Raw genomic sequence first — 18514 nt, forward strand, 5'->3', positions numbered from 1 at the left:
ACAGGAGATTCCTTTTTCCTCATTGCTGGAGGATGCAATACTGAGTGGACCAATGAATTTCTACGGCAAGTCTCACAAGCTTATCCAGATGACTATATTTTACTTGTCATGGATAATGCTATATGGCATAAATCAAGTACCTTAGAGATTCCAAGTAATATTGAGTTAGCTTTTATCCCACCTTATACTCCAGAAATGAACCCTATTGAACAAGTCTGGAAAGAAATTCGAAAACGAGGTTTCAAAAATAAGGCTTTCCAAACATTGGAAGCCGTCATTGATAAGCTTCAAGAAGTTATTCAAGGACTGGAAAAAAGCGTTTTAAAGTCCACTGTCAGCAGACAATGGACAAGGTTGCTTTTTGAAAATGATTGAGTATGACAAAGTTCCTACTAAAACACTATCCTCCCAGCAAATAGAGAGTCAGCAGAAATAAAACAACCGAGATTGGCAGAAAAGCAGCATGATTTGTTTTACAAAAAATAGAATAACAAAGACTACCTATCGAAAATGTCAGAATAACTTCAATAGTTATCTTTAAAGCAGGATAATATATATTTTTAATAAAAAAAATTAAAAGGATAAAAAATACCAATGAACTAAGAACAGATTTGATATAAAATTTTAAATGAGTCATATTATGGGATATACACGTTATAAGACAAACTAATGCCAGGTATGTGATCTCCTAGATGCAAGACAGTTACACCATTTTCAACACCCCATTTAGCTAATGCTGCAGCAGAAGCTGTTACAAGCGCAGCAACACCAGCTCCCCACGGTCCTGCCGCTGCTAATTCCTTAGCATACCAACCAAAATAGCCACCTGCAAAAGCCGCAGCAGCCCATCCATTCATACTTCTAATTTTAGAACCAAGATTAATATACAAACCGACAAATCCTCTAAATTGAGTTTTTCTCACATCTAATTCTGCAATAGATAATATATCTTCAGCTTCCTGCTCAGTAATCTCTAAGTCTTCCATTAACTGTTCTTTAGTTGCGTATAAAACTGGATCTCCATATTCATTTTTCGAAAAATAATTTTCTAATTTCAAAGCAACTTCTGTCAATTTTTTATCATATGAATACTGTCCGTAATTTGTAATTATATTTATATCTGCGGAAGTAAATTCATCCACCTTATCTGAACTACTTATATTAGAAATCGTAGATGCATTAGCAAGTGTTGGAGCCACTGCTCCAAATAATGATAATGCTACTATAGATGATGTTATTAATTTTTTCATGTTATTCTCCATAATTCTTAAAAAATCTAACAAAATAAGCAACGCTAAGTTTATATTGTGTATCAAAACAAGAAACAAGTATTATTCAAATCGAATATTGAAAACGATTGATTTCAGTTATTTATGGTAATTTACTTTATAGAGTTAATCTACTATAACTAATATCGTCTTTATTATCCCATTTACAATACACATATTTTAATATTATTATTTATTAAAACTTCTATGAAATAATGTAATAAACTAAAAATCAAAATTATAATTAATTCAAATTTATCGAATAACTACTTTAAAACAAAATTAACATTCACAGAAAATCTTATGCAATCACTAAATTATCCATTGGACTCACCTTCCTTCTTTATTAAAAACGAACTCATCACATCGGCCATTTCCATGGGAAAACCGTAGCAATGCTGAATAAGAAAGCAAGAACAACTAAAAAGCGAAAAACTTTTTTATTCATACTTTTTCCTCCTATCTTTATTTTATATCTATAGTATACCTCTTCTTTACTCTATTTTAAAATTACGTTAACTTTTTTCACACATTATTTTAGTTTTCTTTTTTACTATTCCTGTTATTATGATACAATATTTTTAATAGGATTTTATTGTTTGTTAACTTTTTTCACGGAAAGGAGAAAATCATGCGTTATGATTTCGGAAAGGTCTATAAAGAAATACGTGAGTCAAAGGGGCTAACCCAAGAAGAGGTCTGTGGGGGTGTTCTCTCAAGAACCAGCTTATCAAAAATCGAAAGTGGCAAGACAACCCCAAAATATGAAAATATGGAATTTCTTCTCCGTCAAATCAATATGAGTTTTGAAGAATTTGAATATATCTGTCAACTTTATCAACCAAGTCAACGCACAGAGATTATGCAAACCTATCTCAATATGCGTTCCATTATCGGGACCAGCGATCTTGTCAATTTATTTCAAAAATGCCAAGACTACCTCAAGACCCACCACGATCTCCCTATAGAAGAAATCAGAGATATGCTTGAAGTTGTCATTTATATCCGTCAACACGGGGCAGGTGAACTATCAGATCACGCAGACCAGGTTGTCAAAAAACTTTGGAGAAAAATTGAAAAACAAGATACATGGTATGAGAGTGATCTAAAAATCCTCAATACCATTCTTTTCAGTTTTCCCATTGAATACCTCCATCTCATCACTGGAAAAATATTGCAACGCCTAGAAGTCTATAAAAACTATCAACATTTATATGACTTGCGAATGACAATTCTATTAAACCTTTCCACACTCTATCTATACACTCAAGATAAAAACATGTGTAAGCAAATCTGCTACACTTTACTAGAGGACGCCAAGAATAAGAAAAGCTACGATAGGCTGGCTATCTGCTATGTCCGTATTGGGATTTGTACAGATAATGCTAAACTTATCCAAAAAGGGTTCTCCCTTCTGGAGCTAACCGAGGAAACTTCTATACTGTCTCATCTCGAAAAAGAAGTAGAGATCTATTACCAAGCGAAGGAAAGATAAAAAAGCCGAGGGATTTCCTCGACTCTTTACATATTATTTGTTCGTTAGTTCTTAATACCAGCCATTGTTAATCCCGAAGTTTTTAGCTCTGCCAAGCCACATAGTTTGCTTACTACTACGTGTCCATGTCACCATGAATCGCCGAACGGTTTAACGAGAAAGTATAGTAGATTGAAACAAGATGTGAACAAATCGATTAGGAAAGTCAAATTAATTTCTAGAAATATTTTAACAGTCATAACGGACTATTCCAGATTCAATCTACTATATTACTTTTACGTTTATCCCAACTCAATTATGACATTTTTTCAAAAGTCAATATATCTCACTTTTTTAACGACAAGAAAGAGGCTGTCAATAGACCAACCTCTTATTCTGAACCTATCAATCTATCACTTTCTAGCTTCATTCGCTTTCTTAGCAACTGCAATCTGGTATTTCACTTGGTCAAATCCTGTACCTCCCAAGGAATTTCGTCTTTGAACAGCAGTTTTAGGTTGCAAGTAGACATAAATATCCTCGACAATGAGGGAATGATAGGTTTGCAATTCCTCCAAAGTCCAATCTTGAATATTTTTAGCAGACTTGATAGAGTCTAACGCTAATCTTCCCACAACCTCATGAGCTTCTCTAAATGGCAAACCTTTCCCTGCCAAATAATCTGCCAACTCAGTCGCATTTGAAAAGTCCTTCTCTGTAGACTCTTGCATTTTTTCCTTGTTTACCTGCAAGCTGGATAACATACCTGCCAACACATCGAGGGAATTTAAAATCGTTTCGACCGTATCAAACATTCCTTCCTTATCCTCTTGCAAATCCTTATTATAAGCTAAGGGCAAGGACTTCATGACTGTCAATAGTCCAAACAGATTCCCATAAACTCTACCAGTCTTTCCTCGAATCAACTCAGCCATATCTGGATTTTTCTTTTGGGGCATAATAGAGGAACCTGTTGTAAACGTATCTGACAAGGTAATGAATTGGTACTCAAAGCTACACCAATTGATCATTTCTTCGCAAAAACGGCTCATATGCATCATGAGTATGCTGGCATTTGATAGAAATTCTAAGATAAAATCGCGGTCACTAACAGCATCCAAAGAATTTGTATAAGGTTGCTTAAACTCCAGCAAATCGCTAGACAATTGGCGATCAATGGGGAAAGTCGTCCCTGCCAAAGCTGCCGCACCTAGAGGGCATAGATCTGTATGCTTCTGGTTAAATCCAAAACGTTCACTGTCTCTTTGAAACATATTGTAGTAAGCCATCAGATGATGGGCAAAACTAATAGGCTGGGCATGTTGCAGATGGGTATAGCCCGGCATAATCGTCTCCACATGATTTTCCGCCAAGTCTAATAAAACACCCTTGAGATGAGCCAGTTTATCTAGGACATGACCTAGTTGCTCCTTGAGATACAAGTGCATATCTGTCGCAACTTGGTCATTTCGAGAACGAGCTGTATGTAGCTTCCCTGCAAGGGGACCAATTTTTTCTGTCAGTAACACTTCCATATTCATATGAATATCTTCGTTTCCGATATCAAAGTCAAGTTGGCCTGCCTCTAGCTCTTCTAAAAGCTCTTTCAAGCCTTCTTGAATCTTTTCTGACTCATTCAAACTCAAAATGCCCGTCTGACCCAACATCTGAACGTGGGCTAAGGAACCAATCACATCAAATTTTGCTAATTTCTGGTCAAAAGATATACTCGCACCAAAGCGCTCTACCCAGTCTTCGACAGTACCTTCAAAGCGACCACCCCATAATTTTGTATTCTTAGTCATATCACATCCACCTCTCTATCCAATCGCCCTATTTGGCGCTTTTTTGAACCTCAGAATAAACCTTGGTTGGAAGTCCCCACAACTTAATAAAGCCAACAGCCGCATCTTGGTCAAAGGTATCTGCACTGGTATACGTCGCCAAATTTTCATCGTAAAGAGAATTTGGTGATTTCCGAGCCACGACCTGAGCGCTCCCCTTATAGAGTTTAACTTTTGCAGTCCCATTGACAACTTTTTGAGTTTCTTTAATATAAGCAATCAAGGCTTGCGTAGCCGGACTAAACCACAAAGCATTATAAATGAGATTTGATAATTCATTTTCTATAATTGGTTTAAAATGAGCTACTTCTCTCACAAGCGTCAAGTCCTCAATTTCCTTATGAGCTGTCAGCAGGGTCACTGCCCCTGGGCACTCATAGATTTCTCTTGATTTAATCCCAACCAAACGATTTTCCACGTGATCAATCCGTCCGACCCCATGTTTCCCAGCTATTTCATTGAGTTTTTGAATCAAATCTGCCAATTTTAACCCTTCTCCATTAAGGGAAACTGGAACGCCTTCACTAAACTCAATATCAATGTACTCTGGCGTATCTGGAGCTTGCTCTGGAGAAGTTGTGATACCAAAGGCTTCTTCTGGAGCCTGATTCCATGGATTTTCCAAAATACCACACTCATTGGCACGTCCCCAAAGATTTTGGTCGACAGAGTAGGGATTGTCAAGGTCAGCAGGAACAGGCACCCCATTTTCCTTGGCATAATGAATTTCTTCCTCCCGAGACCATTTCCATTCACGAACTGGCGCAATCACTTTTAAATTGGGATCCAAGGCTGCAATCGATACTTCAAAACGTACTTGGTCATTCCCCTTACCTGTACAACCATGAACAATTGTAGTCGCTCCTGTCTGATGCGCTATTTCAACCAATTTTTTAGAAATCAGAGGGCGGCTCAAGGCAGATACCAAGGGGTACTTTTGTTCATAATAGGCATGTGACTGGAGAGCTACTAGCACATAATCTGTAGCAAATTCGTCCTTAACATCAATGACATAAGATTCGACTGCTCCAACCTTGAGAGCCTTATCATGGATGAAATCCAAGTCTTTCCCTTCACCCACATCCATACAAACTGCAACAACATCATAGTCTTTCTTTAACCAGGTAATAGCAACTGATGTGTCTAAACCGCCAGAATAGGCCAAAATTACTTTTTCTTTACTCATGTTCTTTTCCTTCTTTCTATTTTTCAATGGATGCTTTAAAGGCATCCTCAATGAGTTTGTCTAATTCCCCAGAATCCTTCAACTTTTGAATGGTCTTATCGACTGCCTCTTTCAATTCCTTGCTATCTTTTTTCATGGCGACCGCGTAGGAATCATCTTGTTCTTTTTCAAAATCGAGGTCTGCGATTGCTAAATCAGGATTATTTCCCACAAATCCCTTGGCAACTGGTTCTTCAAAGATAACGGCATCCACTTGTCCTGATTTTAAATCTGTGATTAAATTCCCATTTTTAGGCAGAGATACGAGGGAAGAATTTTGTAGCAAATCTTTCGCCATAGTCTCTTGAATCGAACCTTTCTGCGCTCCGACCTTTTTCTGAGCCAAGTCGTTGACAGACTGATAAGTGGCTAAATCAGCTTTTTTGACAATGAGCTTATTTTTTGAAGTATAGTAGGGAGTTGAAAAATCGAACACCTTGCTCCGTTCATCTGTCTTAGAAACACCAGATATGGCAAGATCAGCTTTTCCTGATTGAACACTAGCCAGTACATTGTCAAAACTCATGGGAGATAGTTCCAATTCGACACCTAGTTCTGTTGCGATAGCCTTGGCTAATTCGATATCTGAACCCACAATCTGATTTTTCCCATCAACCACTTTTTGATATTCAAATGGAGCAAAATCTGGATTGAGGGCTACAACCAATTTTCCTTTGGACTTGATAGCTTCAATTCCAGCCGATTGATTGTTACTACAAGCAAATAGTAGGGGGAGCATCACTAAACCAAACATCGTCATCAACACCTTCTTCATCTTATTCATAACAAAGCCTCATTTATGTTTATTCCTTTTATTTGTATAAATAATACACCTATCTTCATCCTTTGTCAAGCCTAAATTGTATTTTTTTTCAATTTAAAACAGAAAAACCTAGGAAAATTACATAAAAATGTCATTCCTAGGCGTATTTATACTATTTCTCTCTGGAAAACATGAGTATTCACTCAGTCAAAATAAGCAGAACTAACTCATTCCCCCTTGCCCAATTCAATGACGCGATGACATTGTTGGGCTACATAAGCATCGTGGGTCACAATAATAACTGTTTTCCCCTCGCGATTCATCTCTAAGAGAAACTTCAAGACCAAATCTCTATTTTCAGGGTCCAGCGAACCTGTTGGTTCATCGGCTAAAATCAGCTGGCTGGGTTTTAAGATGGCTCTAGCAACTGCAATTCGTTGTTGTTCGCCACCAGACAACTCGGAGACCTTTTGATGCAACGTAGCTGACAAACCTACCCTCTCTAAAATCTCTTCCACCTTTTTGAGCTTGTCTTTCTTAGACAATTTTACATATTTCAGCGCCAGCATAAGATTGTACTCGACCGTTTCATCATCAATCAAGGCAAAATTTTGAAACAGATAAGAGATATGTTCACGGATTATTGTTTGCGACTTAGCAGAATTGACCGCTAGATTTGTCTGACCAAAAATCTCATACCGTCCGCTATAATCACCATCTATCAAACCCAATAAATTTAACAAGGTCGACTTACCACTACCACTCTTGCCAACAATAGCTACCAAATCACCCTGATCAATCCTAAGAGACAAGTTATCCAAAATCACTTTTCCCCCAATGGTTTTGGTAATATTTTCCAACTCAATCATAAGATGCCCCCTTTCAATAACTCTACTAGACTTCTTTTCTCAATCCTAGAAGCCAAGCCTAGCACAAATAGTATATCCAAACATGTAAAACCTGCAAAAAGTAGGAGTGGCAAGAGCGCATGGGCAAAGAAAATCAAGACTAGAAGAGGGAGACTATAGCCCAGCAAAAGCAGAACGAGGAGAGGACGGTAGCGATCGACCAGTTTCCACCCCATAAACTTCTTGGTAATGATATCCCTGCGCTTCAACAAGAAAGTAGTAACGAGTAAAAAGTAGGAGACAATCATACTGAGAAGAGCAAATAAGGCAAAAAGAACGTTAAAATTACGAACAGAATCCCGATAAGTATCAACTATCTCCTCTTGAATTGCTTGAATCGATGAAAATTTTAAATAGCTACCATCAGATAAGTTATCGACTAACTCTGTGATCACTTTTTGATTTTGTTCCGTATTTTCAACTTTCATAGGGTTGTTTAAACCTGTCGTTGACAAGTGAGTCTTTTCTTCCCACATCATGTCTTGATCATTTACCAGACTAATGATTGGATTGTGGAGATTTTCCTTTCGCTCATTATTATAAGGGAAGAAAGACCAATCTCCTTCATAGTAGGCAATTTCTACATCCATATCTTCTACCCTTTGCTTTTGCTGTTCTTCATACCTCATAGAAAGATAGGCGATGGATTTTCCCAAGAACTGATTCTTGCCTTCTTGTCCTTTGGCACTGGCTGGCATCAAAATAACTTTTTTAGTGCTGGTATCTGGTAACTTGAATCCCTTGCTCTTTAGAAAATTGCTATTTGCATAGTAAACATCTACCTTATCAGGCAGTTGGTACTGCTGCACTTGTTCTGCTTTGATGACTGGTTTGATAGAAAGACTCGCACTTCGCACATAGTTTACTTGTATTTTTGCTAGCAAATCTTGATAAAATTGGTAGAAATAATCTGTAGATTTCCCTGAACCTGCTAGCTCTTCTTGCCACAGGTTATCATTGAGTTTGAAGGTTTCTAAGGTCAGGTAATTGCCTTGGCTTACCCACTGTTGCTGATAAGCAAGTTCTTTATTTTCTTGTTCTAGACTTTTGCCTACCCCAATCAGTAAGGCCGTCAGTAAAATAGTTGTCCCTATTTTCATCACATAATTAAAGATGAGACCAAGTTTGACAGATGAAAAACCTTTCAACATGGAACTGACTGTCATTTTCTGAATCATCAGGTAGGTCAGCCAACTGATGAACAAATACAACTGTAAAAGCAGAAATTGGGATAAGAGTAAACTTGGAAACAAAAGTTTTGGCCTGTAGTCCAGCACTAAAAATAGTCCCAAGTCAATGACAAGACTTCCACCCAAGAGAAGATAAAAATTAGTCTTTACAAAACCAGCTAAAATCGCCCTGCTTTGAAAACCAAGTAACTTTTGAACCCCCACTCGTTTCATCTCCATCATCGGCTGATAAACTGTCATTAAAATCACAAGCAAGATTGCCAAGATAAAGATAATGATAGATAGTAACAAATCTTGATTTAGCACTCCAACCTGACTTCGGTAAGTGGGTTCTAATAAAATCGTCTTATCTATCTGGAAAAAATCACTCCACTTTTGTAGAATGGTATCACGATCTATCTCTTTGCTGGAGGTAATCATGTAGCGTCCATTTACAGTATGGGATTTATCCTCAATATAAGATTGGAAGGTCTGGAGTCGAATGAGTTTCACCTTTAAAAAGGTGGGAATGGTTCCTAGATTATTGGGAAGGTTCTGGTTACTGTAGACTCCCTTCTCATTCTTTGAAAAATCAAGAGAAGTCAGACCGAACTCCTGATAGGGGAAGGTTTCCTTATCAAAAACACCAGCCTTGACGACCTCATCGCCATTATCTACTTTGATAATAGAGACCTTGTCTTGGCTTGCAACCTCTTCAAAAAACTGGAGAATCGTTTCTGTCGGTTTAGTGACATCTTTCAAGTACAAGTCAAATGAATAAATTGTCTTGCCCATCTCCTGAATCCGCACTATTTCTCGTGTAACATTTACATTCAGGACAAAAAACGTAGTACACAGCAAGAGCAGGAGCATACAAAGATGACTGATTTTTTTCATAGAGATACCTCCCGTAAAGAAACTCCCTCTCCAAAAGGGGAGGGAGAATTTTAATTAAAATCCATAGAAATATTCCATTCCCGTTGGTGGGAATTTGAAGATTGAAGCCCGAGCCCATGCCTCAGCTTCTGCACGATCCTTAGAGAATTTATTTCCATCTTTAACAGTTGCTGTATGAGAGCGAGTAGAATGTAAATAATCAGAATAACCAAAATTTCCTGACCATCCTACTCCATAGTTCCATTGACCACCATCAACCCATACTGCCAAAACACTTGTAGAAGCAAGTATACTACATACCATTAAAGATGCAACACCAATTTTAACTAATTTTCTCATGATTTATTTCTCCTATTATCGAGAGCTATTCCGTAGAAACAGCTATAGTAATTTATCAACAAGTATCGTAGTCCATTGGACTCACCTTCCTTCTATCTCATTTCATTTTTAAACAACGAACTTACTCTTAACTAGGAGAATAGTTCTCTTCTGTATCAGGTCTTTGAACAACCAGAGTAGTATTAAGCACACTCTAACTATTACTCAAGAATCAGCCCAATAAACAACATGGATAGCGTTTTCAAATTTTTAAACTCCTATCCCATCCTTTTATCTATATTGTAAGCGAAAATATAATAACTGTCAAGTAATTGAAGTGAATTTTATAAAAAAATTACAAGCCAAATTTGTAAAGTTTACAATAAACAACTAGGGCAATTATCTATCAGAATGTCCGTTTATCTGTTAATAATCCGAGAAAATCTTGTCGTTTCAAGTCGGAGAAATGTTTGGTAGAAAGACTTCCTTTTTGAAGTCCATCATCTCTAACCTGTAAATAATAGCTATGTTGGCTTGTTTTAATTGTCAAAAAATCGCCAAATACAAAAAATTTTTTCCAGTTACGAATCTCAAATTCTTTCATCTCTGATTTTGGAATGCGGATAAGTCCTTGCCGCAAATCACGATGATGCTCACTTGTGAAAGTCATCCCATTCCCAAGATTTCTTATCAGTAGTTCATCTGGAGTTACCATCACCAGCGCTATTTTAGTTAAGAAAATTTCAACTGTTGGTGGTAAAATCGCCAAATCAAACCAAGGATGTAGGTAGCGATACGCTAAGAAATAATGAGGCTCCTCACCCAATCCTAGTTGTTTATATAAGTCCTTGACCTCACTATCTAACCTCGCTTCAAAAGACACATCCGAATGCTCTTCTTCCTTCCTCTGATTAAAATAACGCATCCAGACTAGGAAACTTATAAAGACTAGGACAAATATTCCTGATAAAAGATATTTTAAATTGTAGTTCATCACTTAACCTCCTGATTCACTACTCCACTTAAAGCAGAGGCCTATCTATTTTGAAAATAGTTCCATAACAACTTTAAATAAGACTGGTAATATTGTATCAAGCTAGAATTCTTTCTTTTCTAGCTACATCATAGTACTACTTAAACTTATTTTAGTTTTCTCCCTTACTTTCTATATTACTATTATACAATATTTTTGCTAAGATTTTATTATTTGTTAACTTTTTTCACAAAAAGGAGTACATCATGCGTTATGATTTCGGGAAGGTCTATAATAAAGTTAGCCACCTACCATTACTAAAAGTTAGATATCTCAACTAATTTACCATTTTTCAATTCAAGAACAATATCAGATAATACTTCAATATCCTCTTTATTGTGAGATGTGACCAACATAGTAATATGATTCTTTCGAGCATAACTCTTAATTATTTTTCTAAGTTCTTCTACACCTTCATAGTCCATACTATTAAATGGTTCATCTAGGAGTAAAATCTTAGGATTTTCCATCAATGCTTGGGCAATCCCTAACCTTTGTAACATACCTAATGAATAATTTTTTACTCTTACATCTTTATCCTGATATAAATCTACCTTATTCAATACTTCCTCAATCTCTTTCTTAGTAATTTTATTTTTGATTGTAGCTAATTGCTCTAAATTCTCTAATGCAGTTAGACTAGACAAAAATCCTGGATGTTCAATAAGTAAGCCTACATCAAGTGGCATAGAGCCATTTTCACCAACAATTACACTTCCAACTGTAATCTTACCCGTAGTAGGTTTCATTAGTCCTGAAATCATTTTAAATAATACACTTTTCCCGCATCCATTGGTTCCTATAATTCCATATATTTTACCTGATTCAAAAACATAACTAACATCATCTATAACACACTTTTTCCCAAATGTTTTTGAAAGATGATCTACTTTTATACAATCCATACGTTTCAACTCCTTACTCATCTTGATACTGCTTACTTCCTTTAGGTAATGTAATATCTTTATTTTCAAATATTTTAAAATTTAATAGAACTAACATTGCATCAACAAATACCAATATCCCACATCTACCAATGAAATTTATACCGTAACCATATACTGAACCGGAAATAGAAAACAATGAAAATGGTCTCAGATGTTCTCCTAACAAGCCCAATGTTGAACCCGCCATTACAATCAAAGTGCCCGTATAGATAACAAATACTAACGATTGTGATATTCTAAACTGTGTTAAAAGTGCATGGAGCAGGGAAAAGAAATATAGCAACAATCCTTGTAAAATTATTATCTTCCCTATCTCATAAATTACGATATTCGTTTCAAAATTTCCAAATAAATACGTTTCTGAAAATTTTTTTGTGGCTGTTGAAATGCCGATGCCAAAGTTAGAATCTCCTATTCCTACTATAGTGGAAAATATACAAATACTAACCACATAATAAATCACACTTTTCAAAATTTTGAAATGCTTATTTCTATAAAAATCATTTCTACTTGAATACCTACTTAGTACAAAAAATATATTTTGTTCAACTGGGCTTTGTAGCATCATTATGAAAGCTAATAAAAACGGAAATGTGAAATATCCAGTATAGGAATCATTAAACATGATAAGAATCAGCTCACCAAAATGAAAATTCCCAAATTTATATTTCAATACTATCAGCTGACTAAAATTTGCTAATATAGCAAAAGCCACTAATAAATATATAAAACCTATATAAAAATCTTCTTTATTTTTTAATTCTTTAAATTTCTTCATCAGTTTCTATATCCCTTTTAAACTTTTTATACGACATCCAATATGATATTACTACTACAAGTATCAAATATACAAAAACAAATATTATGCTTATTCCTTTTACTCTTGAAACATCAAAAATTGCCATTGGTTCAATTTTAGTAAGACCTAAAAACATAGCAAACAATGATCCTATTGTCGTTAAAATAAATGGGGATAACCATGCAACAAATTTGCTCTTAATAAAATATGACATCGCCAATCCAACACTACTATATGCAACGCCAACAAAGGAACAATGTAAAATGATTATTACTACATAAAATAACGGGGATGTCCTCACTGCTGATTCATAAATAGAAACTTTTGTTATTGCATAATAAGCATCCATATTTATACTTCTATTAAAAAATAAAATTGACATTATCAAAAATAATAACATTCCAAAAATAAATGTTGTAAATGATATGAATCCATTGATTATAAAAATAGAATTAAAATACTGTTTATATCCCATCCTTGATATAATATATTTCATTATTCCACTTTTTCTATTTTCGATATGCTGTGACGCAAAAGGAATTGTTGCAATAAGAGGTGCCAAAACTATTAACAACGACCTATCACCATTATAACCTTGTAAAAATACCACAATATAATCATGATTAAAAAAATACTCCATCCCCTCTTCAATAAATGCACTTACAGAAAATATCATAGAAGTTAAAATAATTAATATTGCTAAAAAGAATTGCTTATTTTTCATCCCTTTTAAAAATATACTGACCTTGTAATCCATACTTCTCTCCTATAAAACAAATGGGATGAGCGAACATGCTCACCCCCAAATATACAAACCTATATTCTAGCTCTTAATACTCATCAGGACTCCACGAACCGCTGGTTTGAACTTTAACATATGTTGCGAACCCTGTCCATCCACCCAATCTAAGATTAGATCCTTCTGCATCTGATGGACTATTATAATTCAAATAAATCCTATCTCCACTGCCTGAAGAATATGTACGTGTCATTTGAGCGTCACCTCTAAAAATAGCACAGTGCATTGTATAACCACCACCGATTGATGTATTATTATTTACTCCTCTTGATTGATTTGTTTTATATAATGAGTCAGTCACTGTACGACCTCCGAATCTCGGCATAATCATATCGTAGTCCGAAATTTCTCTAGCAGAGACAGCCATTGCACCAATCATTAACGTAGCACATATACTTGCAAATAACTTTGTTTTAGTATCTAGTTTTTTCATTATTACAATCCAATCCTTTCGCTCCACTTACGACACAATACAAAATGAAAAACATGTTGTATTGTGTTGTTTTCTTTAATTTGGGATATGATATACTTCCTGTGAAACCAAATATGATAAACTAAAAATCAAAATTATAATGAATTCAAATTTATAGAATAACTACCTTAAAACGAAATTAACATTCACAGAAAATCTTATGTAATTACTAAATAATCCATTGGACTCATCTTCCTTTCATTTTTGCAACTAGCGCATTATATCGGCCATTTCCATGGGAAAACCGTAGCAATGCTAAATAAGAAAGCAAGAACAACTAAAAAGCGAAAAACTTTTTTATTCATACTTTTTCCCTCCTATCCATATTTTGTATCTATAGTATACCTCTTCTTTATTCTATTTTAAAATTAGTTAACTTTTTTCACACATTATTTTAGTTTTCTTTTTTACTATTCCTGTTACTATGATACAATATTTTTAACTAGATTTTATTATTTGTTAACTTTTTTCACGAAAAGGAGAAAATTATGCGTTATGATTTCGGAAAGGTCTATAAAGAAATACGCGAGTCAAAAGGCTTGACCCAAGAAGAGGTCTGTGGAAATGTCCTCTCAAGAACCAGCCTATCAAAGATTGAAGGCGGTAAAGCAACTCCCAAATATGAAAATATGGAGTTTCTTCTCCAGCAAATCAATATGAGTTTTGAAGAGTTTGACTATATCTGCCATCTCTATCAACCAAGCCAACGAACAGAAATCATGCAAACCTATCTCAATATGAGCTCAATCCTAGGGACTAGTGAACTCGAAAAACTATTTCAAAAATGCCAAAACTATCTCAAGACCCATCATGACCTCTCTATAGAAGAGATCAGGGATATGCTGGAAGTTGTCATTCATATCCGTCAACATGGTACAGAGCAACTGTCAGACCAAGTAAAACAGACTATCAAAAAGCTTTGGGAAAAAATTGAAAAACAAGATACATGGTATGAAAATGACCTAAAAATCCTCAATACCATTCTTTTCAGCTTTCCCATTGAACACCTCCATCTCATCACTGGAAAAATCTTGCAACGCTTGGAAGTCTATAAAAACTACCAACATTTATATGACTTACGAATGGCAATCCTACTCAATCTGTCCACCATTTACTTATACCATCAAGACAAAAACATGTGTCAACAAATCTGCTATACTTTACTAGAGGATGCCAAGAAAAAGAAGCACTACGATAGACTTGCTATCTGCTATGTCCGTATCGGGATTTGTAGGGATGACGCTAGACTTATCCAAAAAGGTTTCTCACTTCTAGAGCTGACCGAGGAAACTTCTATGCTGTCTCATCTCAAAAAAGAAGTAGAGATCTATTCTCAACCGAAGGAAATATAAAAAGTCGAGGGATTTCCTCGACCTTTTCATATTATTCTGTTCGTTATTTCTTAATACCAGCCGTTGTTAAGCCAGAAGTTTTTAGCAGCAGTCCATGAACCGTAACGTCCTGCTACATAGGCATCTGCTACACGTTCTTGGTTTTCAGCTGAGTAGTCACCGTTCAAGTATGAATCGGTCAATTGGTAACGTCCGATATAACGTCCGTTTGTAGCTGTGTAGCTACCACCTGATTCTTTTTGAGCAATCCATTCTTTGGCTTCTGCTTCAGATCCGCTTACAGTTGAAGCAACTGTTTCTTCTGCTACTGTTTCACTTACTACTGGAGTTTCTTCCTCTACCTCTGTAGTTTCTGCCACTGGAGCTGAAACAGCCTCATCTTGGGCTGCTGGAGCTTCATAGGTCGTTGAAGCTGGTACTGCTGGCGCTACAGGACCATCGATAACCAACTCTTGACCAACATAAATCAAATGAATGTTATCAATGTGGTTGTTTTCTGCCAATTTTTCAACTGTTGTGTTGTGAGTTTCAGCGATTTCTGAAAGTGTATCACCTTCTTTAACAGTGTAAGTTGATGATTCTTGAGCAGATACAAATGATGGAGCAAATACTGCAAACAAGGCAGCTACTCCTGCAAGAGTTGCTTTAATCTTTTTAGTTATTGATTTCATATTCGAAAATTCTCCTTCTTTCTATAGTTCTATCATACCCTTTAAATATTACCGTTTCTTGACACTTTTATGTAGAAATATTACAAAATTATTTTTTATTTCCCTAGATAAGGTGTTTTTTGTCATAAAAGATACTATTTTTATGCTATTTGAGGTATTAGAAAGGTTTTCATCCACAATTAAAGTCAAGACCCTCATTCTTTGATATAATAGAGATAAGAATTTTTATAAGGGGAAACTGATGAAATCACTTCGTTTTCAATCTGTCTTTGATATCATCGGACCAGTTATGATTGGCCCATCTAGTAGCCATACCGCTGGTGCTGTTCGTATTGGGAAGATTGTCTCTTCCATTTTTGATGATACTCCGACAGAAGTTGAATTCCAACTTTTTAACTCATTTGCCAAGACCTATCGTGGTCACGGAACAGACCTAGCCCTTGTTGCAGGTATTTTAGGCATGGATACAGATGATCCTGAAATTCCAAACAGTCTGGAGATTGCCCACAAGCGTGGTATCAAGATTGTCTGGACCATTCAGAAAGACAGCAATGCCCCTCACCCCAACACCACTAAAATTACCGTCAAAAATGTCCACAAGACCATCAGCGTGACTGGTATTTCTATCGGTGGAGGAAATATTCAGGTAACCGAACTCAATGGTTTTGCCGTCTCTCTCAATATGAATACACCGACTATCATCATCGTTCATCAAGATATTCCAGGCATGATTGCTCTTGTAACAGAGGCGCTTTCCCGCTATGGTATCAATATCGCCCAGATGAATGTCACTCGTGAAAAAGCTGGTGAAAAAGCCATTATGATTATCGAAGTTGACAGTCGCAACTGTGATGAGGCTATCGAAGAAATTCGAAAAATCCCTCATCTCCACAATGTCAATTTCTTTAAATAGGAGGAAGCATGTTTTATTCTATCAAAGAATTGGTCGAGCAAGCAGATCTGGACTTTCAAGGAAATGTCGCAGAACTCATGATTACAACAGAGTTTGAATTGACCGGTCGCGAACGTGAAGAAGTCTTCCTTCTCATGGAACGCAATCTGGAAGTTATGAAAGCCTCTGTCCAACTTGGCCTCAATGAAAATAAATCTCGTAGTGGCCTGACAGGTGGAGATGCTGCCAAATTGGATCACTACATCGAAAACGGAAAAACTCTGTCAGATTATACGATTCTCTCGGCTGCCCGAAATGCCATCGCAGTCAATGAACACAATGCTAAAATGGGCTTGGTCTGCGCTACTCCTACCGCAGGAAGTGCCGGTTGTCTCCCTTCCGTTCTCACTGCTGCTATTGAAAAATTAGACCTCAGCCACGAGCAACAATTGGATTTCCTCTTTGCTGCTGGTGCCTTTGGACTAGTCATCGCAAACAATGCCTCCATCTCAGGTGCTGAGGGTGGGTGTCAAGCTGAAGTTGGTTCAGCCTCTGCTATGAGTGCTGCCGCCTTGACTCTGGCTGCAGGTGGAACACCTTATCAGGCCAGTCAAGCTATTGCCTTTGTCATTAAAAATATGCTAGGCCTCATCTGTGACCCTGTTGCAGGTTTGGTCGAAGTTCCCTGTGTCAAACGTAATGCCATGGGAGCTAGCTTTGCTTTCATCGCAGCAGACATGGCCTTGGCAGGTATCGAATCTAAAATACCTGTGGATGAAGTGATCGATGCCATGTACCAAGTAGGAGCAAGCATGCCAACTGCCTTTCGTGAAACAGCTGAAGGTGGACTCGCTACCACCCCTACTGGTCGTCGCCTCCAAAAAGAAATTTTCGGAGAATAAGTTTATCAAATAGGAGAAACCATGACCTCTATCACAGCGATTTTTTTCGATCTGGATGGAACCCTCGTCGACAGTTCTATCGGAATTCACAATGCCTTTACCCATACCTTTAAGGAGCTGGGGGTGCCTAGCCCTGATGCCAAAACGATTCGTGGTTTTATGGGACCGCCCCTCGAAAGTAGTTTTGCGACCTGCCTGCCCAAAGAACAAATCGCTGAGGCTGTGCAGATATATCGTTCTTACTACAAGGCAAAAGGCATCTATGAAGCTCAACTATTTCCTCAGATTGTAGACTTGCTTGAGGAGTTATCAAGCAGTTATCCACTCTACATCACCACGACAAAAAATACTCCAATCGCTCAAGACATGACTAACAACTTGGGAATCCATCATTTCTTTGATGGCATCTATGGTTCCAGCTCTGAAGCACCTCATAAGGCAGATGTCATTCGCCAGGCCTTGCAGACACATCAACTAGTCCCTCAACAAGCCATCATCATCGGAGATACCAAGTTTGATATGCTTGGAGCTCAAGAAACAGGCATTCAGAAATTGGCCGTCACTTGGGGATTTGGAGAGCAAGCAGATTTGCTCAACTATCAGCCTGATTATATCGCCCACAAACCCTTAGAAGTTTTGGCGTATTTTCAATAGCATAGACTGGGTAACAACTCCATTTCAGAAGAAAATGAAGTAATACTCAATGAAAATCAAAGAGCAAACTAGGAAACTAGCTGTGGGATGCTCAAAACACTGTTTTAAGGTTGTAGATAGAACTGAC

At 36.8% G+C, this 18514-nt stretch carries 19 protein-coding genes; 6 read left to right on the forward strand and 13 right to left on the reverse strand.

What is annotated here, in order from left to right:
* On the forward strand, positions 1 to 375 hold a 375-nt coding region (locus HT693_RS00005; RefSeq protein WP_172924628.1), incomplete at its 5' end, for an IS630 family transposase.
* 263 nt (positions 376 to 638) lie between these two features.
* Here the strand turns inward: HT693_RS00005 and HT693_RS00010 are convergent.
* Complete coding sequence (locus tag HT693_RS00010) at positions 639 to 1250, reverse strand: hypothetical protein (RefSeq protein ID WP_000733994.1); 612 nt, start codon at positions 1248 to 1250, stop codon at positions 639 to 641.
* A 649-nt stretch (positions 1251 to 1899) separates the two neighbouring features.
* On the opposite strand from HT693_RS00010, the gene HT693_RS00015 reads away from it, so the two are divergent.
* Positions 1900 to 2763, forward strand: a complete 864-nt coding sequence (locus HT693_RS00015; protein WP_138704934.1) for a helix-turn-helix transcriptional regulator — start codon at positions 1900 to 1902, stop codon at positions 2761 to 2763.
* A 392-nt stretch (positions 2764 to 3155) separates the two neighbouring features.
* Here HT693_RS00015 and argH read toward each other — a convergent pair whose 3' ends face one another.
* From argH to HT693_RS00070, 11 genes are all read right to left on the reverse strand, one after another.
* Positions 3156 to 4547: an argininosuccinate lyase gene (argH, locus tag HT693_RS00020; protein WP_138704933.1), complete on the reverse strand. Its 1392-nt coding sequence runs from the start codon at positions 4545 to 4547 to the stop codon at positions 3156 to 3158.
* 28 nt (positions 4548 to 4575) lie between these two features.
* Positions 4576 to 5772, reverse strand: a complete 1197-nt coding sequence (locus HT693_RS00025) for an argininosuccinate synthase (protein ID WP_138704932.1) — start codon at positions 5770 to 5772, stop codon at positions 4576 to 4578.
* A gap of 16 nt (positions 5773 to 5788) precedes the next feature.
* Positions 5789 to 6595 (reverse strand): ABC transporter substrate-binding protein, encoded by an 807-nt coding sequence (locus tag HT693_RS00030; protein WP_138704931.1) that lies wholly within the window; start codon positions 6593 to 6595, stop codon positions 5789 to 5791.
* A gap of 206 nt (positions 6596 to 6801) precedes the next feature.
* On the reverse strand, positions 6802 to 7443 hold the full coding sequence (locus tag HT693_RS00035; protein ID WP_138704930.1) for an ABC transporter ATP-binding protein: 642 nt from the start codon (positions 7441 to 7443) through the stop codon (positions 6802 to 6804).
* A complete protein-coding gene (locus tag HT693_RS00040; protein WP_138704929.1) occupies positions 7440 to 9548 on the reverse strand; it encodes a bacteriocin-associated integral membrane family protein in 2109 nt (702 codons plus the stop codon). Before HT693_RS00040 ends, HT693_RS00035 begins: the two co-directional genes overlap by 4 nt.
* 54 nt (positions 9549 to 9602) lie before the next feature.
* Complete coding sequence (locus tag HT693_RS00045) at positions 9603 to 9887, reverse strand: lactococcin 972 family bacteriocin (protein WP_001230167.1); 285 nt, start codon at positions 9885 to 9887, stop codon at positions 9603 to 9605.
* 385 nt (positions 9888 to 10272) lie between these two features.
* Complete coding sequence (locus HT693_RS00050; protein ID WP_138704928.1) at positions 10273 to 10860, reverse strand: hypothetical protein; 588 nt, start codon at positions 10858 to 10860, stop codon at positions 10273 to 10275.
* 296 nt (positions 10861 to 11156) lie between these two features.
* Positions 11157 to 11804 carry an ABC transporter ATP-binding protein gene (locus HT693_RS00055; protein WP_049779943.1) on the reverse strand — a complete coding sequence of 216 codons (648 nt, stop codon included), beginning with the start codon at positions 11802 to 11804 and terminating at the stop codon, positions 11157 to 11159.
* A 13-nt stretch (positions 11805 to 11817) separates the two neighbouring features.
* A complete protein-coding gene (locus HT693_RS00060) occupies positions 11818 to 12624 on the reverse strand; it encodes a hypothetical protein (RefSeq protein ID WP_000713604.1) in 807 nt (268 codons plus the stop codon).
* Positions 12611 to 13402 carry a hypothetical protein gene (locus HT693_RS00065; protein ID WP_000385027.1) on the reverse strand — a complete coding sequence of 264 codons (792 nt, stop codon included), beginning with the start codon at positions 13400 to 13402 and terminating at the stop codon, positions 12611 to 12613. The genes HT693_RS00060 and HT693_RS00065 overlap by 14 nt, the downstream gene beginning before the upstream one ends.
* Before the next feature lie 73 nt (positions 13403 to 13475).
* On the reverse strand, positions 13476 to 13877 hold the full coding sequence (locus HT693_RS00070; RefSeq protein ID WP_000732159.1) for a hypothetical protein: 402 nt from the start codon (positions 13875 to 13877) through the stop codon (positions 13476 to 13478).
* 527 nt (positions 13878 to 14404) lie between these two features.
* Here HT693_RS00070 and HT693_RS00075 point away from each other — a divergent pair.
* Complete coding sequence (locus HT693_RS00075) at positions 14405 to 15268, forward strand: helix-turn-helix transcriptional regulator (RefSeq protein ID WP_001268181.1); 864 nt, start codon at positions 14405 to 14407, stop codon at positions 15266 to 15268.
* Between the two features lie 50 nt (positions 15269 to 15318).
* Here the strand turns inward: HT693_RS00075 and HT693_RS00080 are convergent, their stop codons facing one another.
* On the reverse strand, positions 15319 to 15939 hold the full coding sequence (locus HT693_RS00080; RefSeq protein ID WP_138704738.1) for a LysM domain-containing protein: 621 nt from the start codon (positions 15937 to 15939) through the stop codon (positions 15319 to 15321).
* 241 nt (positions 15940 to 16180) lie between these two features.
* Between HT693_RS00080 and sdaAB the strand changes: the two genes are divergently transcribed.
* The 3 genes from sdaAB to HT693_RS00095 are packed head-to-tail and all read left to right on the forward strand — an operon-like array spanning position 16181 to position 18387.
* A complete protein-coding gene (sdaAB, locus tag HT693_RS00085) occupies positions 16181 to 16852 on the forward strand; it encodes an L-serine ammonia-lyase, iron-sulfur-dependent subunit beta (RefSeq protein WP_000838914.1) in 672 nt (223 codons plus the stop codon).
* 8 nt (positions 16853 to 16860) lie between these two features.
* Positions 16861 to 17733 (forward strand): L-serine ammonia-lyase, iron-sulfur-dependent, subunit alpha, encoded by an 873-nt coding sequence (gene sdaAA, locus HT693_RS00090; RefSeq protein WP_000500038.1) that lies wholly within the window; start codon positions 16861 to 16863, stop codon positions 17731 to 17733.
* 21 nt (positions 17734 to 17754) lie between these two features.
* Positions 17755 to 18387, forward strand: coding sequence for an HAD hydrolase-like protein (locus HT693_RS00095; protein ID WP_023939097.1), 633 nt, complete (start codon positions 17755 to 17757; stop codon positions 18385 to 18387).
* The last annotated feature ends 127 nt before the right edge of the window (positions 18388 to 18514 follow it).

Source organism: Streptococcus sp. 2154 (genome assembly GCF_013277255.1).
GTDB lineage: Bacteria > Bacillota > Bacilli > Lactobacillales > Streptococcaceae > Streptococcus > Streptococcus pseudopneumoniae.

What these genes read in the sequence shown, in the direction of transcription:
- HT693_RS00010 (WP_000733994.1), bottom strand. Translation starts at nt 1,250, where the DNA reads ATGAAAAAATTAATAACATCATCTATAGTAGCATTATCATTATTTGGA.
- HT693_RS00015 (WP_138704934.1), top strand. Translation starts at nt 1,900, where the DNA reads ATGCGTTATGATTTCGGAAAGGTCTATAAAGAAATACGTGAGTCAAAG.
- argH (WP_138704933.1), bottom strand. Translation starts at nt 4,547, where the DNA reads ATGACTAAGAATACAAAATTATGGGGTGGTCGCTTTGAAGGTACTGTC.
- HT693_RS00025 (WP_138704932.1), bottom strand. Translation starts at nt 5,772, where the DNA reads ATGAGTAAAGAAAAAGTAATTTTGGCCTATTCTGGCGGTTTAGACACA.
- HT693_RS00030 (WP_138704931.1), bottom strand. Translation starts at nt 6,595, where the DNA reads ATGAATAAGATGAAGAAGGTGTTGATGACGATGTTTGGTTTAGTGATG.
- HT693_RS00035 (WP_138704930.1), bottom strand. Translation starts at nt 7,443, where the DNA reads ATGATTGAGTTGGAAAATATTACCAAAACCATTGGGGGAAAAGTGATT.
- HT693_RS00040 (WP_138704929.1), bottom strand. Translation starts at nt 9,548, where the DNA reads ATGAAAAAAATCAGTCATCTTTGTATGCTCCTGCTCTTGCTGTGTACT.
- HT693_RS00045 (WP_001230167.1), bottom strand. Translation starts at nt 9,887, where the DNA reads ATGAGAAAATTAGTTAAAATTGGTGTTGCATCTTTAATGGTATGTAGT.
- HT693_RS00050 (WP_138704928.1), bottom strand. Translation starts at nt 10,860, where the DNA reads ATGAACTACAATTTAAAATATCTTTTATCAGGAATATTTGTCCTAGTC.
- HT693_RS00055 (WP_049779943.1), bottom strand. Translation starts at nt 11,804, where the DNA reads ATGGATTGTATAAAAGTAGATCATCTTTCAAAAACATTTGGGAAAAAG.
- HT693_RS00060 (WP_000713604.1), bottom strand. Translation starts at nt 12,624, where the DNA reads ATGAAGAAATTTAAAGAATTAAAAAATAAAGAAGATTTTTATATAGGT.
- HT693_RS00065 (WP_000385027.1), bottom strand. Translation starts at nt 13,402, where the DNA reads ATGGATTACAAGGTCAGTATATTTTTAAAAGGGATGAAAAATAAGCAA.
- HT693_RS00070 (WP_000732159.1), bottom strand. Translation starts at nt 13,877, where the DNA reads ATGAAAAAACTAGATACTAAAACAAAGTTATTTGCAAGTATATGTGCT.
- HT693_RS00075 (WP_001268181.1), top strand. Translation starts at nt 14,405, where the DNA reads ATGCGTTATGATTTCGGAAAGGTCTATAAAGAAATACGCGAGTCAAAA.
- HT693_RS00080 (WP_138704738.1), bottom strand. Translation starts at nt 15,939, where the DNA reads ATGAAATCAATAACTAAAAAGATTAAAGCAACTCTTGCAGGAGTAGCT.
- sdaAB (WP_000838914.1), top strand. Translation starts at nt 16,181, where the DNA reads ATGAAATCACTTCGTTTTCAATCTGTCTTTGATATCATCGGACCAGTT.
- sdaAA (WP_000500038.1), top strand. Translation starts at nt 16,861, where the DNA reads ATGTTTTATTCTATCAAAGAATTGGTCGAGCAAGCAGATCTGGACTTT.
- HT693_RS00095 (WP_023939097.1), top strand. Translation starts at nt 17,755, where the DNA reads ATGACCTCTATCACAGCGATTTTTTTCGATCTGGATGGAACCCTCGTC.